Origin of the sequence: Lactococcus sp., from assembly GCF_036648155.1 — a bacterium.
In the GTDB taxonomy this organism is placed as follows: domain Bacteria; phylum Bacillota; class Bacilli; order Lactobacillales; family Streptococcaceae; genus Lactococcus; species Lactococcus cremoris.
On the sequence record NZ_JAVXIY010000006.1, the window covers coordinates 12,290 to 38,069 of the forward strand.

The following is a 25,780-nucleotide window of genomic DNA, read 5'->3' on the forward strand; positions in this document are numbered from 1 at the left end:
AATTATCATTTGGAATGATAAGATGAAAATGGAGGAAAGAGATGGACAATAAACTCAATATTGTAATCATTACAGGAATGTCTGGCGCAGGCAAAACAGTTGCGATTCAATCCTTTGAAGATATGGGCTATTTTACAGTGGACAATATGCCACCAAATTTAATTGAAAAATTTGTTGGGCTATTGAATACACCTGATAATAAAATTGATAAAGTGGCCTTAGTCGTTGATATGCGTTCGCGTGCTTTCTTTGAAGATATTCAAAGTATTGTGACCGAATTGACAGATAACACGAGTGTGAACTTTAAATTGTTGTTTTTAGATGCCAATGATACTGAATTGGTTTCCCGTTATAAAGAGACTAGACGAAGCCACCCACTGGCAATTGATGGTCGAACACTGGATGGAATTACTAAAGAGCGTGAGATTTTAGCTGATTTAAAAAATTTATCAGAAGTAGTGATTGATACCAGTGAATTAACACCAAGAAATCTTCGAGCAAGAATTTTGCAAAAATTTGCGACAAGTACAGAATCAACTTTCCGAATTGAAGTGATGTCTTTTGGTTTTAAGTACGGTTTGCCATTGGATGCTGATTTGGTTTTTGATGTCCGTTTTTTACCGAATCCACATTATATTTCTGAATTACGTGATAAAAATGGAACAGATCAAGAAGTTTATGATTATGTGATGGAACATCCGCAATCTGAAGAATTCTATCAAAATTTGATGAAGATGTTGGTTCCGATTCTCCCTGCTTATAAAAAAGAAGGGAAATCAGTTTTGACAATTGCTTTTGGCTGTACCGGAGGTCAACACCGCTCAGTGGCCTTTGCTGAACGAGTTTCTGCTGCTTTAAGAGAAAAATGGCATCTAAATGTTAGTCATAGAGATAAAGACCGTAGAAAGGAAACGGTAAATCGTTCATGAGCAATCCTAAAGTTGTCGTTATCGGTGGTGGGACCGGAATTCCTGTCGTTCTAAAAGCATTACGTAAAGAAAAAGTTGATTTAACAGCGATTGTAACCGTTGCGGATGATGGAGGTTCTTCTGGACGGATTCGTTCAGCAGTCAGTATCGCTCCTCCTGGTGATTTGAGAAATGTATTGATTGCAATGTCAGACATGCCTAAATTTTATGCCGATATTTTACAGTATCGATTTGATAAATCTGATGGAGAATTGGCAGGACACCCTCTTGGGAATTTAATTATTGCCGCAATTTCTGAAATGCAAGGGTCAACCTATCGTGCGATTCAAACCTTGGCTCAATTCTTTCATGTTGAAGGGAAAATATACCCTTCATCTGATGCAGCATTGACATTACATGCTGTTTTTAAAGATAGTCATGAGGTAAGCGGTGAGAGCCAAATTGCAGGCTATAAAGGCTTGATTGACCATGTTTACCTGACTCAAACTGTCAATGGCGAAAGCCCAATTGCTTCACGAAATGTTGTTAAATCAATTATGGAAGCAGATACGATTGTTTTGGGGCCGGGTTCACTTTTCACTTCAATTTTACCCAATATTGTTATTCCCGAAATCTGTGAAGCTTTATGGAAAACGTCGGCTAAAATTATCTATGTTTGTAATATTATGACTCAACGTGGAGAAACAGAGCATTTCACGGATGCTGACCACGTTCGTGTTTTGAATGAACATATTGGAACAAAAGTGATTGATACAGTTCTTGTGAATATTCAAGAAGTGCCAGAAGAATATATGAATACAAATAAATTTGATGAGTATTTGGTCCAAGTTGATCATGATTTTGCAGCATTGAAGGCTGAAGAAGTCAATGTGATTTCTAATAATTTTCTGGAACTGCGTGATGGTGGGGCCTTCCATAATGGAGAAGCTGTTGCCAAAGAAATTGTTGCCATTTCTCAACGTCAAGAATTTAGACATTAAAAAATTACTGACAGGATTTGTCAGTAATTTTAAACGGATAAAGAGTTTAAGAGGAAGGAACAAGACAGGATTTTTTAACCTGAATAGAAAAAATTATGAGTTTCACAAGTGATGTAAAAAAAGAATTAACCCGTAATTTAGCCACAACTGGTGCCCTTCTTGCCCTTGTAAGAATGAATGGCTCTGTTGGGATTTTTAATGGTTTAACTTTATCGATTACGACGGAAAATGCTGGTACGGCTAAATACATTTATCAAATGCTTCAAGAACTCTATGAAATTCATGCTGAGATTCGTGTTCATCAAAAAACAACACTTTCTAAAAATCGGGTTTATACTGTTTTTATCACAGAGGGTGCTGGCGAATTATTAGATGAATTGAGTTTGGCTGATTCACTGATGCTGGATAATGGTGTCCCTGAATTTGTTAAAAATGATGAATTCATTAAAAAAGACTATTTGCGTGGCGCATTTTTGTCGGCTGGAGCTTTGCATAACCCTGAAAAAGGGGAGTATCAATTATCCATCGCCAATGTTTATCAGGAACATGCTGAGGATTTACAAGAAATATTTCGAGATTTTGGCTTAAATGCTCGAGTGATTGAACGAAAAAATCGGTGGATTCTTTATTTGTCAAAAGCAGAAGAGATAATGGATTTTTTGACTTTGATTGGCGCAATGAAGGCGAGATTGAAATTTGAAGAAGCTAAAATTATGCGTGAAATGCGGGGGTTAGCTAATCGTCAGTCCAATTTTGAAAATGCGAATATTGCTAAATCCGTAATGGCTGCTCAAGAAGCAATTGATGCCATTCAATTTCTTAATGAAAAAAAAGAATTGGAACAGCTTCCACCTTCTTTAAAAGAAATTGCTCGTTTACGTTTAGAAAATCCAGAAGCAACGATTAAAGAATTGGGCGAATTACTGGACCCACCATTGGGAAAATCTGGAGTCAACCATCGACTAAGAAAACTGGTTGAACGCTCGAATGATTTAAAAAAAGTTGAAAGTTAATAAAAACTGGCTTGATAATGAGCCAGTTTTTATTATTTCCAACCATTAAGAAAGAAGCGAGAAAGAAGTTCGGTTTTTTCTAAAAGCCTTTCTATTGACAAGCCCTTCATTCCAGAATTAAAAATATTTATGATGAAAAGAAAGTCTTCTTTAGTGTATTCGTTAGAAATTTTTTCTTCTTTTTGTCCTTTTTCAAAAAGGTTTTCGTAAATTTTTTCTTGAGGCAAAAGAGCATCAGTATCAAAAAAATCAGGACTTTCGGAATATTGGGTCATTAGATTTTCTGAAAAAACAGGACTGAACACTTTAAGTTGTTTCAATTCAAGATCAATGATAGCCTGAAAAGTATCTGTAAAATCAAGGTCGCCATGAATGATTTCCTCGATTTCATCGACCATGTGCTCAAAAGATTTTAGAAGAACATAGTTCATCAAATGACTTTTATTTTGATAGTATTTGAAAAGAGTTACCTTAGAAACAACCGCTTTTTTAGCAATTTCTTCGATTTTTATATCTTTTATTCTTTTTTCGTTTAGTAATTGAAAAGTGATTTCTAAAATTGCTTTTTTCTTTTGTTCAGTTTGATTCACTACAAACACACTTTCTAGCTGACAGAGCAATCTGTCAGTAAATTTTTTATAGAAATTACATATAACAAAATTATAACTTTTTTCTTGAACCATTTCAAATAAAAGAGTACAATATGAACTATAAAAATAAAATAGTTCATTTTTTAAAAAGAGGGATGTTAAAAGGTTTTTGGTTGTATTTTTAGATAACTTTTCTTGAACTCTATAAAAGTTAAGGGTACAATATGAACTATAAGTATAAGAATAGTTCAGAGTACAAATTTGTCAAGCTAATCAAGGAGGAACAAAATGGCGAAAATTGTCGAAGTCAGTGGACTTCAAAAGAATTTTGGAAAGTTTCAGGCCTTAAAAAATGTATCTTTTGAGGTTAATTCTGGTGAAGTTTTGGGTTATATTGGACCAAATGGTGCAGGTAAATCAACAACTATTCGGATTTTACTTGGAATTATTAAAGCAACAAAAGGGAAGGCTCAAATTTTTGGTAAAGAAGTCTGGCAAGATTCAATTGAAATCCATAAAAAAATTGCTTATGTGCCAGGAGATGTTTATCTTTGGCCCAATTTATCGGGTGGAGAGACGATTGATTTGTTTTTGAAACTTCATGGACAAATTAACAAAGAGAAGCGAGATGAACTGATAAAAAAATTTGATTTGAATCCAAAGAAAAAAGTCCGCTCTTATTCCAAAGGAAATCGCCAAAAAATTGCGCTTATTGCAGCTTTAGCAACGGAGGCTGAACTTTATATTTTTGATGAGCCAACCAGTGGGTTAGACCCATTGATGGAGGCTATTTTTCAAAAAGAAGTGGAAAAATTAAAAATAGCGGGAAAAGCAATCATTCTGTCCAGTCACATCTTATCAGAGGTTGAAAAGTTAGCTGATAGAGTTGCGGTTATTCGAAAGGGTGAAATCGTTGAGACGGGTTCTCTTGAAGATTTACGACATTTGACAAGGTATCAGTATAAGGTTATAACGGAAGAAGTTCCTCATGATTTAGAAAAATTAGCTTCTGTTCATGATTTGCAAATTACTGACAGAGAAGCAAGTTTTCAGGCTGATTCAGATTCAATTGATGAAATATTAAAAACACTTTTACAATACAGAGTACAGAAACTTGAATCAACTCCTCCAACGCTTGAAGACCTCTTTATGCGTCATTACCAGTAAGGGGGAAGCTTATGAAACAACCATTTTATAAAACAGGGGTTTTGTTTAGGGCCTTACTCAAAAGAGATTGGCTAAAATTACTTTTTTGGATTTTGGGAATGCTTGCATTTGCAGCTTCAGGGGCTGGAAAAATGGAAGTCGCCTCAAATCCAGCCACGGCAAATAGTCTTTATACAATGTTTGTCAAAAATCCAGCAATGATTGGCTTATTTGGCCCCACACCTGTAAATAGTCCAGCAAATTATAGTTTAGGTCCTATTTTTGGTCAAACGATGACTTTGATTACAGGTATCACCTTTGCTATTATTTCGATTATTTATGTTGTCAATCGAAGTAGAAAAGAAGAAGATGATGGAATTACTGAGCTTTTTCGTTCTTATTCTATCGGAAAATTAGCAAACACGACGGCCCTAGTAATTGAACTTATTTTTTTACATCTACTAATGGCTATTCTGCTCGCCTTTTCCATTCAAGCACAAAATGTGGCGGGTTTAAATGATTTGGGAAGTAATTTACTCTTTGCATTCACCACAAGCGCCCAAGGACTACTTTGGGGAATGTTTGCCTTACTTTTAGGGCAAGTTTTCTCTGATGCGAGTGCAACTAAAGGGGTGACCTTTGGTTTGTTTGGATTGCTTTATATCATTCGAATGGGGACAGATGCAACCAATCTTTCTTTGGGGTGGTTTAATCCACTATCATGGGTTTATCTGGCTTTTCCCTATGTCAAAGGACATGAAAATTGGACCAGTGTCATTTTGACATTTAGTTTATCCTTGATTTTATTGGTCATTTCTTACTTTTTAGAGCTTAAAAGGGATGTGGGAGCTGGTTATTTGCCTGAGGGACAAGGAAGAGCGCAAGGAAAAAAAGCTTTATTTGGTTTTCCTGGTCTTATTTTAAGTCTTGAAAAAAAGATGATTCTTGGCTGGCTTATTGGAAGTTTTGTGCTAGGTCTGGTTTATGGTTCGATGTTTGGCCAAATGGACCAATTTATTTCTAGTAATAAAACAGTTAAAGAAATTTTTGTGGGAAATGAAACCGCGGCCTCGGCGATTAGAGGAAACTTCATGGTTACTTTATTCTCTATTTTATCGATATTAGTTGCGGCCTTTGGAGTGATATTACTGATAAAAATGGTGGGTGAGGAAAGAAGAAATCGCTTAGAGGCACTCTATGCCTTGCCACTTTCAAGAGCGAAGGTCTATTTCACATATGTGCTGACAGCTATTTTTTCAGTTATAGTTGCACAATTTTTGGCCCTTTTAGGGATATTTATTGAACAATTGGGAAATGAGAATGTTCTTTCTTTTACAGAAATTATGAAATCTGGGATGATTTGGCTTGTTGCAGTCATCTTTGTCCTTGCTATCCTTAGTTTACTAATGGGTCTTGTTCCTCGGTTCGCTGATGTGATTTGGGTTTATCTAGGCTTCTTACTCTTTATGACTTATCTTGGAAAATTATTGAATCTGCCAAAATGGTTGGAGAATTTGAGCATTTACAGTCAGATTCCCAAATTACCAGTGGAGAAAATGAATCTTCCAACAGTCAGCTTGATATTAATATTAGCTCTTGTATTAATTCTGATTGGCTATAAAGCTTATGAAAGACGTGACTTAATTACAGGATAAACTTAAAAGCTATCTAAGCAAGATAGCTTTTTTTGTAAAATGAGCAACAAAATGTTGTCTAAACCCAGAAATACAGTATTTTTTAGCATTCTAATATAATTTATGATAGAATGAATGAGTTATTTTATAAATACGCTTTCAGGAGAAAAATTACATGATGAATCCGGCAGAAATTTTAACTGCGACCATTCACCACGGTCAGGAAAAAATAAAACGTCCTTTTTTAGAAAAAGCCGTTCTTGGTTTTATTGGTGGGGCAATGATTTCTTTTGGCTACTTGCTTTATATTCGGGCGATAGCTTCGGTAGCTGACGAACTAGGAAGTCTTGCAAGTTTGATTGGAGCGAGTGTCTTTCCAATTGGGCTAATCGTTATCTTGTTGGGTGGTGGCGAGCTGATTACTTCAAACATGACCGCTGTTTCGACTTCGTTTTTTGCTAAAAAAGTGACTTTGAGTGAATTACTAAAAAATTGGTTAATCATTACTGTATTTAATGTCCTTGGTGCTATTTTTGTCGCTTTTGTTTTTGGACATCTTGTCGGATTGACAGGTATTGGAGCTTACAAAACGGAGCTTCTTAGTTTAGCACAATCGAAAATAAATGCTAGTTGGTCCCAAGAATTTCTCTCAGGAATCGGATGTAATTGGTTTGTTGGTCTGGCAATGTGGATGTGTTATGGCGCTAAAGATGCTACTGGAAAAGTATTAGCAGTTTGGTTTCCGGTTATGGCTTTCGTTGCGATTGGTTTTCAGCATAGTATAGCCAATGCCTTTGTCATTCCAGCGGCAATTTTTGAAAATGGAGCAAGCTGGCTCGATTTTGCTCATAATTTTCTATTTGTTTATCTTGGTAATCTCTTTGGAGGGTCAATATTTGTTGCTGGATTTTATAGTTTAGGCTATCGAAGACAAGCAAGAGAACAAGAAGAACTAAAAAAATAAAGAAAAAAGTTACTGACAAAAAGTCAGTAACTATTTTTTTAACTGATGATAACGATTGTACCAAATTTCAACGTATTCTTTAGAAAAAGGTCCCTTTTCATTGTTAATCCAGTCAACAAGAATTTTGACATTTTCTTTTAGAATATGATCAATTTCTTTTGGATAGTGCATTTTGCGTCGGTGGCGTTCATATTCTTCAACATCGAGTAATTTCTTTTCTCCATCTTTGAAGACTTTCACGTCAAGGTCGTAATCAATATATTTCAGCGCTTCGTTATCGAGGACGAAGGGGCTCGCTAGATTGCAGTAGTAGCTAACGCCTTCCTCACGAATCATAGCAATGATGTTAAACCAAAACTTTTTGTGGAAGTAAACAATAGCAGGTTCGCGCGTGACCCAACGGCGATCGTCAGATTCTGTCACTAAAGTGTGATCATTTACTCCAATAATTGAATTTTCATTTGTTTTTAGAACCATGGTATCGCGCCAAGTGCGATGTAGATTCCCATCATGTTTATAGCTTTGAATCGTGATGAAGTCGCCTTCTTTCGGAATTTTCAAGGCTATTCTCTCTTTCTCAATTCAAAGTTCTCATCTATTAATATACCATTTTTTAAATGAAATTTACAGTAAAAATGTTTAGTTTAGGCAATAAATTGCTAATAAATGTTCGGTTTTTTAATTTTTATGTAGTAAAAGTGAGTTTTTATACTGATGGCTAATATTAGTCGTCTAAGTCAAAAATTGTCAAAGATGATTGAAATTCCTTCATCAAGTTTTCTCTTCGAAAATCTTGCCAATCAGAACTTTTACGAAGCGCATTATAACGTTTTCTCAAATGCCAATTTTCAGCAATCTGATATTGTGGATATTTAGCTAAAAATTCATTGATCATTTGCCATTCGTAAGGATATCCAAGTGGTCTCGCATGGTAAAGAATGTTATCAATCTTAAGGGGAGTTCGTCTTTGATGAAGATGTCCAAAAACGACATCCGTAACTTTTGGAAAATGGCTGAAAAGTTCATGGAAATGCTGAGAGCCCAAATAAGCATTAAAGCGAGCAAATTTTTCATAGCGGGTATTAATGATAAATTGCTGATGAGGAACAAAATGTGTGCTGACAATAATTCTCTCAATCTCTGGCTTTGCTGACAATTCTGTCAGTAAATTTTCTAGTTTCTCTAATTCGATAGCTGTTGTCTTGATATCATCAAATTGGCGATGGATTTTTCGGTCAAAATAAAAGGAATTTTTAAAAGCGATAATTTTTTGAAAATCGGCTTTTTCTTTCATAAAGGAATAGTCGTACCAACCATGAAAACTGACAAAGGCGGTTGATGCAAAAGTTTTCACTTTAAAATTACTGACAGAGATTTCTTCCTCAGAAAGTTCAACCATATCATGATTTCCAAGGTTAAAAGTGACTGATAAATCTGCCAGTGATTCTAATTGATGAAAAAAAGGTTCAGAGATATTATGTAAATCATTAGAAATATCTCCAGCAAAATGTAAATCTGTAATTTGTAAATCATTTAGAAGGGATATAAAAAGTTCAATTTCCTCTTTAGAAAAGTGATTACTGTCCAAATGAAAATCTGAAATTATAGCCAATCGTCTTTTTTTAGTCATAGTCAAATTATAGCATGTGTCAGTAATTCTATCTAATATATAATTTTTGAGATTCCTATTATAAAAAAGTTTAAGTCCATTTTCTATTGAATAGCTTAGGTTAGGCTTATAGGCGGTGAATATGGTATAATGCAACTATGGAATTATCAGAAATTAGAAATTTACTTGAAGGATATAGCGAGAAGATTAATGGCTTTCGTGACTCCTTAGATCTTGACCGTTTGGAAGAAGAAATTGCTTTATTAGAAAATGATATGGCGCAGCCTGAGTTTTGGAATGATCAAGCAGCGGCTCAAAAAGTAATTGACGAATCAAATGCTTTAAAAGCAAAATACGACAATTATCAGGCCATGAATAACATGCTTGAAGAAGCTCAAACCATGCTTGAAATGCTTCAGGAAGAAGCTGATGAAGACATGCAAGTCGAATTAGAAGAGATGACCACAGCTCTTGGTCAAAAAATTGAATCTTACGAACTCGAAATCATGCTTAATCAACCCTATGACCACATGAATGCGGTACTTGAAATCCATCCAGGTTCTGGTGGAACAGAGTCGCAGGACTGGGGCTCAATGCTCATGCGGATGTATACCCGTTGGGGTGAAGCGCATGGCTTTAAAGTAGAGATTTTGGACTATCAAGATGGAGATGTTGCTGGACTTAAATCAGTAGCCATTCGTTTTGTTGGGCGAAATGCTTATGGTTTTTTGCGCGGCGAAAAAGGAGTTCATCGTTTAGTTCGCATATCGCCATTTGATTCTGCTAATCGTCGTCATACTTCATTTACTTCAGTAGACGTGATGCCAGAACTGGATGATTCGATTGAAGTTGAAGTTCGTGATGCTGATGTGAAAATGGATACCTTCCGTTCAGGAGGAGCAGGTGGACAAAATGTCAATAAAGTATCCACAGGGGTTCGCTTGACTCACGTTCCAACAGGGATTGTTGTCCAATCAACAATGGATAGAACACAATATGGTAACCGTGACAAGGCCATGGCCATGTTGAAGTCAAAACTCTATCAATTAGAAATGGATAAAAAGCAAGCAGAAGTTGATGAACTTCGAGGAGACCAATCAGAAATCTCTTGGGGAAGTCAAATTCGTTCTTATGTTTTCATGCCCTATCAGTTAGTCAAAGACACACGGACTGGTTATGAAACAGGACAAATTTCAAACGTTATGGACGGAGAAATAGACGGATTTATCAATGCTTACCTTCGTTGGAACCTCTAAAGAAGCGCTAACCCTTAGAAGACATGAAACGCTTAAGAAATATTAATGTTATGAATGAAAAAATTATAAAATAAAAATGCTATCTAAAGAACTTTTATTTTGATATAATTGTAAGTAGTTCGGCTGATGGAAAAATATTTAAAACTGTCAGTAGAATAGAAAATGAGTTTTATTGAAAAAAAGAAGAGGTACAGTATTGTGCCCGTTTTCTTGTTTTTTGATAAAATCTCTTAAAAGCATCCATAGTGATTAAAATATGGATTTTACTAATAAGTTGCTGACTCATTCGTTAGTAATTGTCAGTCAAATCTAACACAGGAAAGGTACTATGAGTATTATAAAACTAAGCAACGTTTCCAAGAAATATTCTAATGGAACAACGGCTTTGCGTAATATCTCGCTCGAAATTGAGCCGGGAGAATTTACCTATATCGTTGGGCCATCAGGAGCTGGGAAATCGACCTTTATCAAACTACTTTATCGTGAATTAAAGATTGACCGGGGTTCTGGAACGGTTGCGCAATATGATTTATCTAAATTAAGACGTCGAGACGTTCCAATGTTACGTCGTTCTGTAGGTGTGGTTTTCCAAGACTATAAACTCTTATCAAAGAAAACAGTTTATGAAAACATTGCCTATGCCATGGAAGTTATTGGTAAAAGCCCGCGCGAAATCAAAAAACGGGTCAATGAAGTGCTTGACCTCGTTGGATTGAAACATAAGATTCGTTCATTTCCCAATGAACTTTCAGGTGGGGAACAGCAACGTGTAGCAATCGCCCGCTCGATTGCTAATGCACCAAAAGTATTGATTGCCGATGAACCGACAGGGAACTTAGACCCTGAAAATTCTTGGGAAATCATGAATTTGCTTGAAAAAATTAATCTTCAAGGGACAACCATTTTGATGGCGACCCATAATAGCCAAATTGTTAACACCTTAAAACACCGTGTTATCGCTATTGAAAACGGACGAATTGTCCGCGACCAAGAGGAAGGAGTTTACGGCTACGATGATTAGAAATTTCTTCAAACATATTTTGGAATCGCTCAAAAACTTAAAACGTAATGGATGGATGACAGTTGCTGCTGTTTCATCAGTAACCATTACATTGGTTTTGGTTGGACTTTTCCTCTCTCTTATCTTGAACACTCAAAAATTAGCTGATGGTATTCAAAACAATGTTCGGATTGTTGCCTATATGAAATTAGATGTGCATGATCAAGACACTCAAATTCAAGATCCAAAAAATAATAAAAAAATGATTGATAATTCAAATCATCTTAAGATTTATGATTCAATCAAAAAAGTCCCTAATGTTAAAACAGTCAAATTTTCTAGTAAAGAAAATCAATTAGATGAATTGACCAAGACTTTAGGAAATAATTGGAATCTTTTTAAAGGGGATGCTAATCCACTTTATGATGCTTACATTGTTGAAGCCGATAAACCAGAAGATGTTAAATCGGTAAGTGCAAACATTTCAAAACTTTCAGGAATTGAAAAAACCACTTATGGTGGAGCAAATACCCAAAAGATTTTCGAACTTGCTAAAGGAATTCAAACTTGGGGAACATTAATCGCTGCACTTTTAATTTTTGTTGCCGTTTTCTTAATTTCGAACACCATTCGGATTACTATTCTCTCAAGACAACGCGAAATTCAAATTATGCGTCTAGTTGGTGCTAAAAATGGATATATTCGATGGCCTTTCTTCTTAGAAGGAGCATGGGTCGGTCTTTTGGGAGCCATTGTTCCAAGTCTTTTGCTTGCCTGGGGTTATCGAATTGCCTTTGTTAGTCTGACACCAAGTCTTCAATCGCAAAAGCTGTCAATGTATATTCCACATCAATTTATTCCTGCAATGATAGGGTTAATGACCTTGATTGGTATTTTGATTGGTTCATTCGGGGCCCTCTTATCAATGCGTCGTTTCCTTAAAATTTAATAATAATAATGAAAGAGAAGATTTATCTTCTCTTTTTTTGTTCAAATAAAAAGTCTGTCAGTAATTAAGTTTTAAACTTGATTACTGACAGACTTTAAAATTTATTTAATTAAATGTCATAGTCCTCGTCAGACATTGCTTCCACTTCACCAAGGAGGTAAGAATTACCAACTTGTGAGAAGAAGTCATGGTTTGATGAAGAAGTTGAAATTCCGTTCATGACAACAGGATTAACATCGGCTGCAGTATCAGGGAAAAGTGGGTCTTGTCCGAGATTCATTAAGGCCTTATTAGCATTATAGCGTAAGAAAGTTAAGACTTCATCAGTCCAACCCACTTTATCATAAAGTAAATGAGAGTAGTTTTCTTCATTTTCGTAGAGCTTGTAGAGGAGCTCATACATCCAATCGCGGAATTCACTTTGCTCATCTTCAGATAATTCATTAAAACCAAGCTGGAATTTATAACCAATATAAGTACCATGTACAGATTCATCACGAATAATCAACTTGATAATTTCTGCTGAGTTAATCATCTTATTATTTCCAAGATAAAGTAAAGGTGTATAGAATCCTGAATAGAAGAGGCAAGTTTCAAGAAATACAGAAGCTACTTTCTTTTGAAGAGCGGTGCCAGATTCATAAATCTTATTGATAATTTCAGCCTTTGTCTGCATATAGACATTGGTATCCACCCAGTTAAAGAGTTCTTCAATTTCCTTTTTAGTATTTAAAGTTGAGAAAATTGTAGAATAAGATTTAGCATGGACTGACTCCATAAATTGGATATTATTGAAACAAGCAATTTCTTGAGGAGTTCTCGCATCATGTTTGAGGACTTCAGCCCCATCTACTGATTGTAAAGTATCAAGGAGAGTCAATCCAGCGAAGGCTTTAGCAAAAGTATCACGCTCAAGCTGCGGCAATTTACGCCAATCGTCCAAGTCATTAGAGACAGGAACACGTGTATCCAACCAGAATTGGCTAGTTAATTTCTCCCAAGTGTATTTATCGATTGAATCTTCAATAGAATTCCAGTCAATCGCACTATAATAAGTGGGGACAGTAAGATTTTCAGTTTCAGACATATTATTTCTCTCTTTTTAGCTACCGACAATTACTGTCAGTAAATTTTTTATCACTGACAATGTCGTCAGTAAAAATAGCTAGCTCATGACACCAAAAACTTTCGATAATTTATCAAAAGTTTGGCGTCAGTAAATTATTTTAGACCCTAGGTCAGGTTGATAGTTATACGTCACACTTTGACCGACGATTTTTCGGAAAAATGAAACAAGTAAGAAAATAGAAAGTCCGCTCTAGCGGCTTTCGTATAAACAATAGGTACTTTAGCATCATTGTTTATGTTGTTTACGTCGTTTCCATTCATTGACAATCCTTCAATGAATGAAAACAAGTAAGAAAATAGAAAGTCCACTCTAGCGGCTTTCGTATAAACAATAGGTGCTTTAGCATCATTGTTTATCTTTTATTAAATGACACAACTTTCACATTGGTTAGCGCCGACTTCCTCTTGGTCATCAGTAAATGTACGAATGTAATAAATTGTTTTAATTCCTTTTTTGTAAGCATAGTTACGCAAAATAGACAAGTCACGAGTTGTCATTTTATTATTTGCCACTTTCCATTCATAGAGACCTTCAGGTAAAGTTGAACGCATAAATAAAGTGAGTGACAATCCTTGGTCAACATGTTCTGTAGCAGCCGCATAAACATCAATGACTGCGCGCATATCAGTATCATAAGCGGATTTGTAGTAAGGAATTGTTTCAGTGGCAAGTCCAGCAGCTGGATAATAAATTTTCCCAACTTTCTTTTCTTGGCGTTCTTCAATCCGATTGACGATTGGGTGGATAGAAGAAGAACAGTCATTGATATAAGAAATAGAACCATTTGGAGCTACAGCCATCCGATAAGAATTGTAAAGACCAGAAGTTTTTACAGTATCGCGTAATTCAGTCCAATCAGCGATTGTTGGAACAGCAATTCCTTTGAAAAGTTCTTGAACTTTAGGAGAAACAGCTGCAAAATAATCATGAGTCAAGTATTTATCAAAATAAGAACCATCAGCATAGGCCGATTTTTCAAAATTCTTGAAGCTAGACCCTTTTTCGACAGCCAATTTATTTGAAGCCACCAAAGTGTAGTAATTCAACAACATGAAATAGACACTTGTGAATTCAACGGCTTCTTTACTATCATAATGAATTTGATTTTGAGCTAAGAAAGAATGTAAGCCCATTGCTCCAAGCCCAATGGCATGCATTTCATCGTTTCCTTTACGAACAGTTGGAACAGTATCCAAGTTTGAAGTTTCAGAAATGAAAGTTAAAGCACGAACCATTGATTCAACAGAAGTTCCAAATTCATCACTAGAAGTCATCATATTTAAGACATTAGTTGAACCTAAGTTACAAGCAACGTCAGTTCCAACGACTTTATAAGTTTGGTCATCATTCAAAACAGAAGGTGTTTGAACTTGAAGGATTTCAGAACAAAGGTTTGACATTGAAATCACCCCATCAACAGGATTAGCTTGATTGACCGTATCGACATTCACGATATAAGGATAACCAGATTCTTGTTGAAGTTTTGAAAGTTCTTGTTCAAGCTCACGGGCATTAATTGGTGTTTTACGAATTTCTGGGTTAGCCACCATCTTGTCATATTCAGCTGTAATATCGACTTCGGCAAAAGGTTTACCATAATATTTTTCAACGAAATATGGCTCAAAAAGATACATTGTTTCGCCTTTTTTAACCAATTCGTAGAATTTATCAGGAACAGTCACACCAAGTGAGAGTGTTTTAACGCGGATTTTTTCGTCAGCATTTTCTTTTTTAGTTGATAAAAATTCCATGATATCTGGATGGAAAAGGGATAAATAAACTACACCAGCACCCTGACGTTGCCCCAATTGATTGGCATAAGAAAAAGCATCTTCAAAAAGTTTCATGACAGGCACAACACCAGCGGCAACGCCATCATAGCCTTTGATTGGTGCACCAGCAGCACGCAGATTAGTCAAATTAAGACCAACACCACCACCATTTTTAGAAAGTTGTAAGGCAGAATTAATCGTCCGTCCGATTGAATTCATATCATCAGTCAATTGTAAAAGAAAACAAGAAACGAATTCACCACGACGTTTACGTCCAGCATTTAGGAAAGTTGGAGTAGCCGGTTGATAACGACGATTAATCATTGCAAAAGCAAGATTATTAGCTAATTTTTCATCGCCGTCAGCCATGTATAAAGCATTCATTAACACACGGTCTTCAAAATCTTCAAGATAGAGTGACCCGTCATTGTTTTTCATGGCATATTGATTATAAAATTTATAAGCAGCCATAAATGAATCAAAATGAAATTCAAATTTACTCAATTCCTTACGAAGATTTGTGATAAATTCTGGCTTATATTTTTCTAGAAATTCAGCTTCTAGATACTCTTCTTTAACTAACCAATTAAGTTTATCGATATAAGTGTCAGCTTCATAACGATTAGGTTCAACATTCTCTTTGAAAAAAGCGGTAATTGCTTCTTTATCTTTGGCAAGAGGAATGCTACCATTCACGGGGATGTTAATCTCGTTATTGAGCTTGAAATAAGTTACATCTTTAAGTTGTTTTAGAGACATAATACTCCTTTTAAAAGGATTCACTTACTTTTAAAAATAAGTGAATCTGAAATGTATGATGAGTTCAAACTTGTTATTATAAAATAAAAGTTAAAATAAAGAAGCTTCACTCAAATAGGGTGAAGCCATAAAAAATCACAGCGGATTTTTAAAGGTGACTTTCGCTCCTTGATCAAGCTGTGCAGCGAGTTTTTCAACGGCAGCAACATCAGCTGGCGTACCATTAAACTCAAAATCATATAAAAGTGGAATTTGATATTTTGCTGAAACTTCTTTAGCGGTAAAAATATAGATGCCAGCAAAATTACGATTTCCAGTGCCGATAATTCCACGACAATGTTTATAATTATCATTATAAGCCATAAAGTCAAAAACCGGGTCCATAACGTCTATTGATTTGGAAACGGTTGGTGATTCTTCGGCATAAGAGGGAGTTATCAAAAGGAAAGGCTCGTCCATCTCTAAATCATCGTCAGGTGTAATTTCGATATTCGGCAAGTCTGTTTTAGAAGCAAAACGACGCGTTTGTCCAGTCACACTGAAATAAGCAAGTTTCATATTAAGCCAACTTTGCTAATTCAGAAGGACGGAAACCAGAAAAGGCGAAATCATCTTTTGTGATTACAGGAGCAGCTCGAAAACCCATTTCAATTACTTTTTCGACAAATTCAGGCTGTTCATCAATATTGATTTCGTTAAATGCAATTTCGTGTTCAGAAAGCCATTTTTTGACCATTTTGCATTGCATACAATTGTTTTTAGAATAAACTGTAACCATTTTAAATCTCCTTTTGGGGCCAATATATTTTTTAGACGGGAGTAAAAAGTCCTTGACTTTTTCTCGAGTATTTATAGTCTTATTTTAGCGTAAAAAAAATATCTAGTCAAATTAAAGATACTAGATATAGTGTTAAATTATGTAAAAAAAAGAAAAAAACACAATATATTGTGCTATTTTTCTTTTTGTCCCGATAAGTTTAAACCAAAGGGGACAAGGGATTCACAATGATTTTTGATTCTTTTGAGGTTCGTTTTATGTCGAAAAATGATAATAATTGCCAAAGCAAAAATAATAATCGAGAATAAAAGATCATAGGAAGTGAGAATAAATCCAAAGCTAGGAAAAATAAGAATTCCAAGCAGAGCAAAAATTGCGGCTACAACACTTGAGAGGCTAATCATACTAAAGAGCCAGAGAACAAGAATAAAAATAACGAGAAGATAAAGAAGAAAGAATGGGCTAAATCCAAGGACAACACCAGCAGAAGTAGCCACAGCTTTCCCACCTTTAAAATGGTCGAAAATAGATAAAGTATGACCAATGACAGCCAACAATCCAAAAATTAAAGGAGAGACTCCATTAATATGGAAGATCAGTGGAAGAAGCGTTGCCAAAGTTCCTTTAAGCAAGTCAAAAATAAAGACCGCAATCCCGGCTTTTACACCAAGAATACGAAAAGTATTGGTCGTTCCAGTATTTCCTGAACCATAATCATGAAGATTTTTTTTGAAAAAAATCTTGCCAATCCATAGTCCAAAAGGAATTGCCCCTAAAAGATAGCTAGCAATGAGAAGAAGAATAATAATAAGCATAAGTTCTCCGAAGTTTATTTCGTTTAAAATCGATAATCTCTTTTAACTGTACAATTATACCATATTTTTATTAAAGATTACTGACAATATTGAAACTTATTGGCTTAATTGAAGCAAATATCTTACGATTAGCTTTTGAAATTCTCAGCAGTCCTTTGACAAAGCGTTCTGAACAAGGTACAATAATCAAGATGAATATTTTTTGTCAGTAAATTGCGAACAAAGCGAGTGATGATCTTGCTGATAAAAGATATGGGCTTTCGATGAGAGGAAAATAGATGGTAATAGATATTAATAATTACGATGACAGTGCAATTCAGGTCCTTGAAGGTTTGGACGCGGTCAGAAAGCGCCCAGGGATGTATATCGGATCAACTGATGGAACAGGTTTGCACCATTTGGTTTGGGAAATTGTAGATAATGCAGTCGATGAGGCCTTATCTGGTTTTGGGAATAAAATTACAGTGACCATTAATGCTGATGGTTCTTTATCTGTAGAAGATGAAGGACGTGGAATGCCTGTTGGAAAACACGCGATGGGAATTCCAACTGTTGAGGTTATTTTCACTATTCTTCATGCTGGTGGTAAATTTGGTCAAGGGGGATATAAAACTTCTGGTGGATTGCATGGTGTAGGATCTTCGGTGGTAAATGCTCTTTCTACTTGGTTAGAAGTTGAAATCACTCGTGATGGGACTGTTTATCGCCAACGTTTTGAAAACGGAGGACATCCAGCAACTACTTTGGAAAAAATAGGGAAAGCTCCGAAATCAAAAACGGGGACAAAAGTGACTTTCATGCCCGACTCTACTATTTTTTCAACAACTGAATTTAAATACAATATAATCTCTGAACGTCTAAATGAATCGGCCTTTCTTTTAAAAGAAGTAACGATTAGTCTTGAAGATAAACGTACGGATGAAAAAGAAGAATTTCATTATGAAAATGGAGTTCAGGATTTTGTAGCCTACCTGAATGAAGACAAAGATAGCTTAACTCCAGTTCTTTATTTTGAAGGAAAGCAAGATGGTTTTGAAGTTGAAGTTGCCCTCCAATATAATGATGGCTATTCAGAAAATATTCTTTCGTTTGTCAATAATGTTCGGACTAAAGATGGCGGAACACACGAAGCAGGTTTAAAAACAGCCATCACTAAGGCAATGAACGAATATGCTCGTAAAGTCAATTTGCTTAAAGATAAAGATAAAAATCTGGAAGGGTCTGATTATCGTGAAGGTTTAACGGCAGTTTTATCTGTATTAATTCCAGAGGAACATCTCCAATTTGAAGGACAAACCAAAGATAAATTGGGTTCACCTTTGGCTCGTCCAGTGGTGGACAGCCTCGTTTCTGAAAAATTAAGTTTTTATTTGATGGAAAATGGTGAATTGGCTCAAAACCTGATTCGTAAAGCAATCAAAGCGCGTGAAGCACGTGAAGCAGCTCGTAAAGCACGCGAAGATTCTCGAAATGGTAAAAAATCTAAAAAAGATAAGGGTCTTTTGTCAGGAAAATTAACACCTGCCCAAACAAAAAATCCAAATAAAAACGAACTCTATTTGGTCGAAGGGGATTCAGCGGGCGGCTCTGCCAAACAAGGACGAGACCGAAAATTCCAAGCCATTTTGCCTTTACGTGGGAAAGTAATTAACACCGAAAAAGCAAAAATGCAAGATATTCTCAAAAATGAGGAGATCAATACCATGATTTATACGATTGGTGCTGGTGTTGGTGTAGATTTTACTTTGGCTGACCGTAATTATGATAAAGTGATTATCATGACCGATGCGGATACTGATGGGGCACACATTCAAACACTTTTATTGACTTTCTTCTATCGCTATATGAAACCTCTTGTAGAAGCTGGACATGTTTATATTGCGCTTCCTCCACTTTATAAAATGAGTGAAGGAAAAGGGAAAAAAGAGAAGATAGAGTACGCTTGGACCGATGGCGAGCTAGCAGAACTTCGTAAGCAGTTCGGTAAAAATGCAAATCTTCAACGTTATAAAGGACTTGGGGAAATGAATGCTGACCAACTTTGGGAAACAACGATGGACCCAGAAACTCGGACACTGATTCAAGTAAGAATTGATGATGCCGCACAGGCTGAAAAACGTGTTTCCGTGCTGATGGGAGATAAAGTTGAACCACGTCGTAAATGGATTGAAAATAATGTGAAATTTACGATGGAAGAAGATACAGCTTTCTAAACAATTTTATTCAAATAATTACCTCGATTTTTCGAGGTTTTTTGCTCAATTTTGTGATAAAATGGAAGAAATTCAGGGTTGAGAGGGTCAAGCGAGGAGGCATGTAAGTGGAATTGAAAAGTGAGCGGATAAGCATTCGTGAATTCAGAGCTGATGATGTGACTGACCTCTATGAAATTCTTGGCGATGAGAAAGTGATGTTTTATTGTGAACCTGCTTATTCATTTGAAATGACAAAGGCGTTCTTGATAGAATTTTGTTTAGGGAAACGACCTGTTCCTGATTTTGCTCTGGTTTTGAAAACGAGTGGAAAAGTCATTGGCTATCTTTTGTTCAAATCCTTAGATTCTAAAAATGAAAAACTTTTTGAGCTTGGTTGGTGGATTAATCAAAAGTTTTGGCGTCAGGGCTTTGCTTATGAAGCTTGTCAGCTTCTAATCAATCACGCATTTACTGAAAAAATTGCTGACAGAATTGTCAGTGAAACAATTGACCAAAATCGGACGAAATCTCTGATGGAAAAATTGGGCATGACGAAAATTGAACTTGAAAAAAGGCAGGAAAAGGATAATTCTGGTCTTCTACATGACGTCATTTGGTACGAACTGAAAAACAAATAATAATAACGAAAAGAGAAGCAATGCAAAATTCAGCATTAATTATTATTGATTTACAAGCATTCATTAAAAAATTAGCAAAAAAAGCTGAACCTTATGGTTGGGATAAAATCATTGAGAACAATCGAGCGCTGATTGCCGCTTTTGACCAAGCAAATCAGCCGGTTTATTTAGTGACAGTTGAGCCAAAAATACTTTGGAAATCCGCTAAAGAAGCTTTTTCTCGCATGATTCTACAAGATGAATTAGATAATAATTCAAGATTGCATAAGTTAGTAAAATTTGGCCCATCAGCATTTAAACAATCAGACGATGGCTTAGCTGATGAGCTAAAAAAACTTTCTGTCAGTAAAATCTATGTTACAGGGGTTTCGTTGAGTAATGGTGTCGTCAAAACAGCCAAGGATGGAGCTGAATCTGCTTTTGAGTCTTTCATTATCGAAGATGCTTGCGCTGACAGAAAGTTAAAAAACTTCCAGAAAACGCTGACAGAAATTCCTAAATTTGGGAAAGTCATTAAAACAAAAGAAATTATTGAGGAACTAAATAAAAATGTCTGAGAAATATGTCGTATTTGACTTTGAAACCACAGGATTTTCTGCACAAAAAAATGAAATTATTCAAATTGGTGCGGTAAAATATGATGAAAATAATCAAGAACTTGCCAGATTTAATCAATTAGTAAAAAACCAACGTTCTTATGTTTCGACAGAAATTACCCAATTGACTGGGATAAAACCAGCGGATTTATTGAATCAACCAACGATTGAAGAAATCTTACCTGATTTTTTAGATTTTATCAAAGGTCATTTATTAGTGGCACATAACGCACCTTTTGATATTTCATTCCTCTATCAAGCGATTATTGATTGCGCCATCACCGATGTTGAAGCTTTTCGTGTTTATGATACTTTAGCAGAAAGTAAAAAACTTCTGACCATGTCCTCTTATGCTTTGGAAAATTTCAAAGATTTACTGGAAATGAATGATTTACGTTCGCATGATGCCCTTAATGACTGTCTAATTACAGCTAAACTCTATCAATATTTACAAAAAATTGAAGAAGTTGAGCGGTCAGTAGAATCAGAAGTTGCTGACGAACTTGGTCAGTTAGATTTATTTGGTGACAGTTCTGATGAAATTACTGACAGCATTCGTCGAAAGTTAAACTTACCCATTACCAAGGCTTTGGTCTACTATCAGCAAAATTTGGAACGAAAATGGGAACGGTTTGAAGTTCTAGGAATTTCGGTTGAACGAGAATATTCTACAGGTTCAAGTCTAAAAATTCGTTTACATAATTCAGAAAAAGTGAAAATTCATTCTGATTTTCTAAAAGAAATGCAAAAAGCCAATTTCGTCACGATTATGGAGGAAGAGAAATGACAGCAATTTGGAAATTAAAAAAATTTAATCAATTAACAACAGACGAGATGTATCAACTTTTGAGTTTGCGTACGGCTGTCTTTGTTGTGGAGCAAAATTGTCCTTACCAAGAACTTGACGGTAAAGACCAAGAGGCGCAACATCTTTGGTTAGAAAATGACAAAGGAGAATTGATGGCTCTTTGTCGCCTTCTTCCACAAGGGATTTCATTTAATGAAGCCTCGATTGGTCGGGTCCTTGTTAATCCTGAATTTCGTGGACAAAATCTCGGACGGGGTCTTATTGATAAGGCTTTGGAAGTTCTCAAAGAAAATGGGGAAGCAGCAGTAACTATCGAGGCCCAATATTATTTACGAGATTTTTATGCTTCATTTGGCTTTGTTGAAAATTCAGAACCCTTTTATGAAGACGATATTAAACATGTAAATATGATATTGAACTTCTAACGTAAATCTTTTGCTGACAGCTTTGTCTAAAAATGCCGTTTGTGTTTTTTGCACCTTACGGGTTTTTTACTGTTTTCGTCAGTAATTTTTTTGCTTGAAATCAATCTGTCAGTAGCTTTAAAAATGATAAACACTTTCCTTCCTTTTGCCCAATAAATAATGTGTCAGTTTTTTTCGTTTTAATTTTGTGGTAGAATAGGAAAAGTGATTTTATATTATAGTCTGATAGACTAGAAGAACTGTCAGTAAAAATCATTCTTATTATAAGTTAATAAAAAAATTAGTATAAAAATTAAAGAAATTTTCTAAAAAGAAAGTTGAAATATGTCAAACATTCAAACCTTACCATTAGAAGATATAATGGGCGACCGATTTGGTCGATATTCAAAATATATCATTCAGGAGCGGGCGCTACCCGACATCCGTGATGGTTTAAAACCCGTACAGCGTCGAATTCTTTATTCGATGAACAAAGACGGAAATACCTTTGATAAGTCCTACCGTAAGTCAGCCAAATCGGTCGGGAACGTCATGGGTAATTTCCACCCACATGGAGATAGCTCAATCTATGAAGCGATGATTCGGATGAGTCAAGACTGGAAAATGGGCGAACCTTTAATTGAAATGCACGGGAATAACGGTTCAATGGATGGTGATCCACCTGCCGCAATGCGTTATACAGAAGCTCGTCTCTCAGAAATTTCTGGTTACCTTTTATCAGATATTGAGAAAGATACCGTAAGTCAGGCTTGGAACTTTGATGATACAGAGAAAGAACCAACCGTTTTACCAGCTGCTTTTCCAAATCTTTTAGTCAATGGTTCAACCGGGATATCAGCCGGTTATGCCACGGATATTCCTCCTCATAATCTTGGCGAAGTGATTGATGCCACCATTCACATGATTGACCACCCTAAAGTCGATGTTGACAAAATCATGGAATTTTTACCTGGACCCGATTTTCCTACTGGCGGAATCATTCAAGGGAAAGGCGAGATTAGAAAAGCTTATGAAAAAGGTAAAGGCCGCATTGTTGTTCGTTCAAAAGTTGATATTGAACCAATGAAAGGTGGGCGTGAGCAACTTATCGTCACTGAAATTCCATTTGAATTAAATAAAGCAAATTTGGTCAAGAAAATTGATGATGTTCGTGTCAATGCAAAAGTCCCAGGTATTGCTGAAGTTCGTGATGAATCTGACCGCGAAGGATTGCGGATTGCAATTGAATTGAAAAAAGAAGCCGATAGTCAACTTGTTTTAAATTACTTGTTTAAAAATACTGATTTACAAGTGAATTATAACTTTAACATGGTTGCTATTGACAACATGACACCTGTCCAAACCGGCGTTTTGCAAATGCTACGTTCTTACGTAAAACATCGGGAAGATGTCATCATCAAACGCTCGCAATTTGACCTAAATAAAGCGGAAAAAAGACTTCACTTAGTTGAAGGATTGATTCGTATGGTTTCCATTTTAGATGAAGTGGTGGCGACGATTCGTGCTTCTGAAAATAAAGCAGACGCTAAAGAAAATATTAAAGTTTCATTTGGATTTACTGAAGAACAAGCCGAAGCTATTGTTACTTTACAACTTTATCGTTTGACAAATACCGACATTGTCACTTTGCAAAATGAACAAGCAGAGTTAGAACAAAAAATTCTCGAACTTAAAGCAATTATTAATGACGAACGGACACTCTTTAATTTAATGAAGCGCGAACTGCGTGAAGTGAAGAAAAAATTTGCCAGACCACGCCGTAGTGAACTTCAAGATGAAGTGCAAACCATTGAGATAGAAGCTAGTGAATTGATTGTCGCTGAAGATACTGTCGTTTCAGTAACTCGTTCAGGTTATATCAAACGAACATCACCTCGGTCATTTGCTTCATCAGCACTTGAAGAAATCGGGAAACGTGATGATGACGAGTTGCTTTACTATGCTAATGCTAAAACAACACAACATCTCTTGATTTTCACAAATCTTGGTAATGTGATTTACCGTCCAATTCATGAACTTTCTGACGTTCGCTGGAAGGATATTGGAGAACATTTGTCACAAAGTCTTTCTAATTTTTCATCTGATGAAAAAGTAATTTATGTTCAAATTGTTGATGCATTTGCAGGTGAAAATCTAGTCGTGGCTACACGAAATGGACAAATTAAACAAATTGAACGTGAAAGTTTTTCACCATGGCGAACTTACCGCTCGAAATCAACTCCTTATGCTAAACTTAAAGGAAATGATGATGAAGTTGTGCTCATTAGTCCTGTTCAATTTACTGACCTCATGCTTATTTCTGAAAATGGCTATGCCCTCCGCTTTAATCTTGATGATGTTCCAGTCTTGGGTGCTAGAGCAGCAGGTGTGAAGGCAATGAATCTTAAAAATGATGATAAGATAAAAGCAGCTTTCTTTGTCAACTCAAATAGTTGGTATCTGTTGACTCAACGGGCATTTATCAAACGAGTTAAAACAGAGGATATTCCAGCCACATCACGAGCAAATCGAGGGCTTCAAGTTTTAAGAACATTGAAGACAAATAACCATACCGTATTTGCGGCTGGCTTAATCAAGTCAACTGCTGATTTATCAGCATTGACCGAAGAATTAGATTTGTTCAGTCAAGCTAAAGCACCAGCGACAAAAGAAACTGATGAACAAGTATTAGAAGTTATCAGTGAGACTGGCAAGAAATATGATATTAATTTGTGCGATTTATCATTATCAGATCGAACAAGCAATGGACATCCAATTGCTGATGACCTTGAAAAAATTGCAAGCGTAAAAATAAAATAAAAAAATCAGCTTTTGCTGATTTTTTTTATTGTCTTCGACCAATAATATAACGAAAGAGGGCGGCATATAGTAGCCAAAGAATGATACATGCGCCAATAATCCAGACCCAAGCATCTTTTTGATGAGTGAGCGGAAGCGGAACATTCATTCCAAAAAAACCAGTAATGACGGCCAAACCAGCTAAAAGAACTGATACGATAGTTAAGGTCGTCATATTATCATTTAGATTATTATTAAGGACATTATTATAAGTTCCGGCCAACTGTTCAAGAATTTGTGCATTGAGCTGAGTCATACTTGCAAGCTGTTGGGCTTCGATTATCGCATCTTCAAGCTGTTCTTTTTCAGTTTCATTGAACTGTCTGTAAATACTTTTAGTTTTAAGCTGCTCAAGTAGTAAAGTATTTTGATTGGCACTAGACACAATGTAGAGCATTCCCGTTTCAATATCAGAAAGTGCGAGCAAATTTTTCTTGGTTGTTTTTTCACGCAATTTTTGATTAATTTCTTCTTTAGACTTATCAATTTTTTCCAAATAAGGAAAGAAAGCCTCGGAAATTAAAAATAAACTGATAAAAAGAAGTTGATAGACCGTTTGTGGCTTATTTTGTAAACAATAACTTTTTATTTGATTAATTAAGTATTCATTTTCTGGATGATAGAGTGTAATTAATCGTTTTTTTTGTGCTACAAAGGTAACGGGAACTGTCTTGTAATGAGCTTCTGACTTGAGTAAATCTAAACTATTAAAAATAAGCACAAAGTCTTGGCTGTCAGGAATAAATTCTGTATGGGGACGTTCGTTTTTATCTTCGGCATATTGAAGTGTTTCTAGGTCAATGCCATAAGTAGCAAGCTCAGAAGTATTTCTAAGGTCCTCAACATTAAAAGAAAGCCAAGTGAGCTGATCATTTATTTTTATTTCTTGCATGATATTATCCTATTGTTCTAATAGAGCCATTTTAGCAAAATTGTAATTTTTGAGCAAATATATAA

Annotated in this window: 24 protein-coding genes; 15 read left to right on the top strand and 9 right to left on the bottom strand. The window is 35.7% G+C overall.

The features are described 5' to 3' along the window. Nucleotides 1-41 precede the first annotated feature (41 nt). From rapZ to whiA, 3 genes are all read left to right on the top strand, one after another. A complete protein-coding gene (rapZ, locus tag RSC39_RS06875; RefSeq protein ID WP_011675972.1) occupies nucleotides 42-929 on the top strand; it encodes an RNase adapter RapZ in 888 nt (295 codons plus the stop codon). Next, nucleotides 926-1,909, top strand: a complete 984-nt coding sequence (locus RSC39_RS06880) for a YvcK family protein (protein WP_021037104.1) — start codon at nucleotides 926-928, stop codon at nucleotides 1,907-1,909. Before rapZ ends, RSC39_RS06880 begins: the two co-directional genes overlap by 4 nt. 95 nt (nucleotides 1,910-2,004) lie before the next feature. Then, nucleotides 2,005-2,922, top strand: a complete 918-nt coding sequence (whiA, locus tag RSC39_RS06885; RefSeq protein ID WP_011675974.1) for a DNA-binding protein WhiA — start codon at nucleotides 2,005-2,007, stop codon at nucleotides 2,920-2,922. A gap of 32 nt (nucleotides 2,923-2,954) precedes the next feature. On the opposite strand, the gene RSC39_RS06890 is transcribed toward whiA, so the two are convergent. Next, complete coding sequence (locus RSC39_RS06890) at nucleotides 2,955-3,512, bottom strand: TetR/AcrR family transcriptional regulator (protein ID WP_332536093.1); 558 nt, start codon at nucleotides 3,510-3,512, stop codon at nucleotides 2,955-2,957. A gap of 288 nt (nucleotides 3,513-3,800) precedes the next feature. Here RSC39_RS06890 and RSC39_RS06895 point away from each other — a divergent pair, with 288 nt between their 5' ends. The 3 genes from RSC39_RS06895 to RSC39_RS06905 all read left to right on the top strand — a co-directional run bounded on the left by RSC39_RS06895 (nucleotide 3,801) and on the right by RSC39_RS06905 (nucleotide 7,256). After that, complete coding sequence (locus RSC39_RS06895) at nucleotides 3,801-4,679, top strand: ABC transporter ATP-binding protein (RefSeq protein ID WP_063281302.1); 879 nt, start codon at nucleotides 3,801-3,803, stop codon at nucleotides 4,677-4,679. An 11-nt stretch (nucleotides 4,680-4,690) separates the two neighbouring features. Next, nucleotides 4,691-6,313, top strand: a complete 1,623-nt coding sequence (locus RSC39_RS06900; RefSeq protein ID WP_332536096.1) for an ABC transporter permease — start codon at nucleotides 4,691-4,693, stop codon at nucleotides 6,311-6,313. A 154-nt stretch (nucleotides 6,314-6,467) separates the two neighbouring features. Further along, the gene (locus tag RSC39_RS06905; protein ID WP_063281300.1) at nucleotides 6,468-7,256 is read left to right on the top strand and encodes a formate/nitrite transporter family protein; all 789 of its coding nucleotides are present in this window, start codon (nucleotides 6,468-6,470) and stop codon (nucleotides 7,254-7,256) included. Nucleotides 7,257-7,286: 30 nt separating this feature from the next. On the opposite strand, the gene RSC39_RS06910 is transcribed toward RSC39_RS06905, so the two are convergent. Next, nucleotides 7,287-7,817, bottom strand: a complete 531-nt coding sequence (locus RSC39_RS06910; protein WP_003130958.1) for a DUF402 domain-containing protein — start codon at nucleotides 7,815-7,817, stop codon at nucleotides 7,287-7,289. Nucleotides 7,818-7,980: 163 nt separating this feature from the next. After that, a complete protein-coding gene (locus RSC39_RS06915; RefSeq protein ID WP_332536098.1) occupies nucleotides 7,981-8,886 on the bottom strand; it encodes a metallophosphoesterase in 906 nt (301 codons plus the stop codon). Nucleotides 8,887-9,023: 137 nt separating this feature from the next. Between RSC39_RS06915 and prfB the strand changes: the two genes are divergently transcribed. From prfB to ftsX, 3 genes are all read left to right on the top strand, one after another. After that, entirely contained in the window at nucleotides 9,024-10,121 is a 1,098-nt protein-coding gene (gene prfB, locus RSC39_RS06920; protein ID WP_011675981.1) for a peptide chain release factor 2, read from the top strand. 328 nt (nucleotides 10,122-10,449) lie between these two features. Further along, on the top strand, nucleotides 10,450-11,142 hold the full coding sequence (gene ftsE / locus RSC39_RS06925; protein ID WP_063281298.1) for a cell division ATP-binding protein FtsE: 693 nt from the start codon (nucleotides 10,450-10,452) through the stop codon (nucleotides 11,140-11,142). Next, nucleotides 11,135-12,070 (top strand): permease-like cell division protein FtsX, encoded by a 936-nt coding sequence (gene ftsX, locus RSC39_RS06930; protein WP_063281297.1) that lies wholly within the window; start codon nucleotides 11,135-11,137, stop codon nucleotides 12,068-12,070. The genes ftsE and ftsX overlap by 8 nt, the downstream gene beginning before the upstream one ends. A gap of 109 nt (nucleotides 12,071-12,179) precedes the next feature. On the opposite strand, the gene nrdF is transcribed toward ftsX, so the two are convergent. From nrdF to plsY, 5 genes are all read right to left on the bottom strand, one after another. Beyond that, complete coding sequence (gene nrdF / locus RSC39_RS06935; RefSeq protein ID WP_011675984.1) at nucleotides 12,180-13,157, bottom strand: class 1b ribonucleoside-diphosphate reductase subunit beta; 978 nt, start codon at nucleotides 13,155-13,157, stop codon at nucleotides 12,180-12,182. A gap of 404 nt (nucleotides 13,158-13,561) precedes the next feature. Beyond that, nucleotides 13,562-15,730 (bottom strand): class 1b ribonucleoside-diphosphate reductase subunit alpha, encoded by a 2,169-nt coding sequence (gene nrdE / locus RSC39_RS06940; protein WP_011835383.1) that lies wholly within the window; start codon nucleotides 15,728-15,730, stop codon nucleotides 13,562-13,564. A gap of 135 nt (nucleotides 15,731-15,865) precedes the next feature. After that, a complete protein-coding gene (gene nrdI / locus RSC39_RS06945) occupies nucleotides 15,866-16,288 on the bottom strand; it encodes a class Ib ribonucleoside-diphosphate reductase assembly flavoprotein NrdI (protein ID WP_332536102.1) in 423 nt (140 codons plus the stop codon). A 1-nt stretch (nucleotide 16,289) separates the two neighbouring features. After that, entirely contained in the window at nucleotides 16,290-16,508 is a 219-nt protein-coding gene (locus RSC39_RS06950; protein ID WP_011675987.1) for a redoxin NrdH, read from the bottom strand. 173 nt (nucleotides 16,509-16,681) lie between these two features. After that, a complete protein-coding gene (gene plsY / locus RSC39_RS06955; protein ID WP_011675988.1) occupies nucleotides 16,682-17,323 on the bottom strand; it encodes a glycerol-3-phosphate 1-O-acyltransferase PlsY in 642 nt (213 codons plus the stop codon). A gap of 278 nt (nucleotides 17,324-17,601) precedes the next feature. On the opposite strand from plsY, the gene parE reads away from it, so the two are divergent. From parE to parC, 6 genes are all read left to right on the top strand, one after another. Then, nucleotides 17,602-19,536, top strand: a complete 1,935-nt coding sequence (gene parE, locus RSC39_RS06960) for a DNA topoisomerase IV subunit B (RefSeq protein ID WP_332536105.1) — start codon at nucleotides 17,602-17,604, stop codon at nucleotides 19,534-19,536. A 107-nt stretch (nucleotides 19,537-19,643) separates the two neighbouring features. Beyond that, on the top strand, nucleotides 19,644-20,156 hold the full coding sequence (locus RSC39_RS06965) for a GNAT family N-acetyltransferase (RefSeq protein ID WP_332536107.1): 513 nt from the start codon (nucleotides 19,644-19,646) through the stop codon (nucleotides 20,154-20,156). Nucleotides 20,157-20,176: 20 nt separating this feature from the next. Next, nucleotides 20,177-20,713: an isochorismatase family cysteine hydrolase gene (locus RSC39_RS06970; protein WP_063282278.1), complete on the top strand. Its 537-nt coding sequence runs from the start codon at nucleotides 20,177-20,179 to the stop codon at nucleotides 20,711-20,713. After that, nucleotides 20,706-21,539 carry a 3'-5' exonuclease gene (locus RSC39_RS06975; RefSeq protein ID WP_011675992.1) on the top strand — a complete coding sequence of 278 codons (834 nt, stop codon included), beginning with the start codon at nucleotides 20,706-20,708 and terminating at the stop codon, nucleotides 21,537-21,539. Before RSC39_RS06970 ends, RSC39_RS06975 begins: the two co-directional genes overlap by 8 nt. After that, nucleotides 21,536-21,985: a GNAT family N-acetyltransferase gene (locus tag RSC39_RS06980; RefSeq protein ID WP_332536110.1), complete on the top strand. Its 450-nt coding sequence runs from the start codon at nucleotides 21,536-21,538 to the stop codon at nucleotides 21,983-21,985. Before RSC39_RS06975 ends, RSC39_RS06980 begins: the two co-directional genes overlap by 4 nt. Before the next feature lie 324 nt (nucleotides 21,986-22,309). Then, nucleotides 22,310-24,784, top strand: coding sequence for a DNA topoisomerase IV subunit A (gene parC, locus RSC39_RS06985; protein ID WP_332536112.1), 2,475 nt, complete (start codon nucleotides 22,310-22,312; stop codon nucleotides 24,782-24,784). A gap of 25 nt (nucleotides 24,785-24,809) precedes the next feature. Here parC and RSC39_RS06990 read toward each other — a convergent pair whose 3' ends face one another. Then, nucleotides 24,810-25,715: a magnesium transporter CorA family protein gene (locus tag RSC39_RS06990; RefSeq protein WP_332536114.1), complete on the bottom strand. Its 906-nt coding sequence runs from the start codon at nucleotides 25,713-25,715 to the stop codon at nucleotides 24,810-24,812. Nucleotides 25,716-25,780: the final 65 nt, after the last annotated feature.

Bases quoted from the DNA above. Each gene is read 5' to 3' on its own strand.
- ftsX (WP_063281297.1), top strand. From the start codon at position 11,135: ATGATTAGAAATTTCTTCAAACATATTTTGGAATCGCTCAAAAACTTA.
- RSC39_RS06970 (WP_063282278.1), top strand. From the start codon at position 20,177: ATGCAAAATTCAGCATTAATTATTATTGATTTACAAGCATTCATTAAA.
- RSC39_RS06975 (WP_011675992.1), top strand. From the start codon at position 20,706: ATGTCTGAGAAATATGTCGTATTTGACTTTGAAACCACAGGATTTTCT.
- RSC39_RS06980 (WP_332536110.1), top strand. From the start codon at position 21,536: ATGACAGCAATTTGGAAATTAAAAAAATTTAATCAATTAACAACAGAC.
- parC (WP_332536112.1), top strand. From the start codon at position 22,310: ATGTCAAACATTCAAACCTTACCATTAGAAGATATAATGGGCGACCGA.
- RSC39_RS06905 (WP_063281300.1), top strand. From the start codon at position 6,468: ATGATGAATCCGGCAGAAATTTTAACTGCGACCATTCACCACGGTCAG.
- RSC39_RS06880 (WP_021037104.1), top strand. From the start codon at position 926: ATGAGCAATCCTAAAGTTGTCGTTATCGGTGGTGGGACCGGAATTCCT.
- parE (WP_332536105.1), top strand. From the start codon at position 17,602: ATGGTAATAGATATTAATAATTACGATGACAGTGCAATTCAGGTCCTT.
- RSC39_RS06900 (WP_332536096.1), top strand. From the start codon at position 4,691: ATGAAACAACCATTTTATAAAACAGGGGTTTTGTTTAGGGCCTTACTC.
- RSC39_RS06950 (WP_011675987.1), bottom strand. From the start codon at position 16,508: ATGGTTACAGTTTATTCTAAAAACAATTGTATGCAATGCAAAATGGTC.
- prfB (WP_011675981.1), top strand. From the start codon at position 9,024: ATGGAATTATCAGAAATTAGAAATTTACTTGAAGGATATAGCGAGAAG.
- RSC39_RS06895 (WP_063281302.1), top strand. From the start codon at position 3,801: ATGGCGAAAATTGTCGAAGTCAGTGGACTTCAAAAGAATTTTGGAAAG.
- nrdI (WP_332536102.1), bottom strand. From the start codon at position 16,288: ATGAAACTTGCTTATTTCAGTGTGACTGGACAAACGCGTCGTTTTGCT.
- ftsE (WP_063281298.1), top strand. From the start codon at position 10,450: ATGAGTATTATAAAACTAAGCAACGTTTCCAAGAAATATTCTAATGGA.
- RSC39_RS06915 (WP_332536098.1), bottom strand. From the start codon at position 8,886: ATGACTAAAAAAAGACGATTGGCTATAATTTCAGATTTTCATTTGGAC.
- rapZ (WP_011675972.1), top strand. From the start codon at position 42: ATGGACAATAAACTCAATATTGTAATCATTACAGGAATGTCTGGCGCA.
- RSC39_RS06990 (WP_332536114.1), bottom strand. From the start codon at position 25,715: ATGCAAGAAATAAAAATAAATGATCAGCTCACTTGGCTTTCTTTTAAT.
- plsY (WP_011675988.1), bottom strand. From the start codon at position 17,323: ATGCTTATTATTATTCTTCTTCTCATTGCTAGCTATCTTTTAGGGGCA.
- nrdE (WP_011835383.1), bottom strand. From the start codon at position 15,730: ATGTCTCTAAAACAACTTAAAGATGTAACTTATTTCAAGCTCAATAAC.
- whiA (WP_011675974.1), top strand. From the start codon at position 2,005: ATGAGTTTCACAAGTGATGTAAAAAAAGAATTAACCCGTAATTTAGCC.
- nrdF (WP_011675984.1), bottom strand. From the start codon at position 13,157: ATGTCTGAAACTGAAAATCTTACTGTCCCCACTTATTATAGTGCGATT.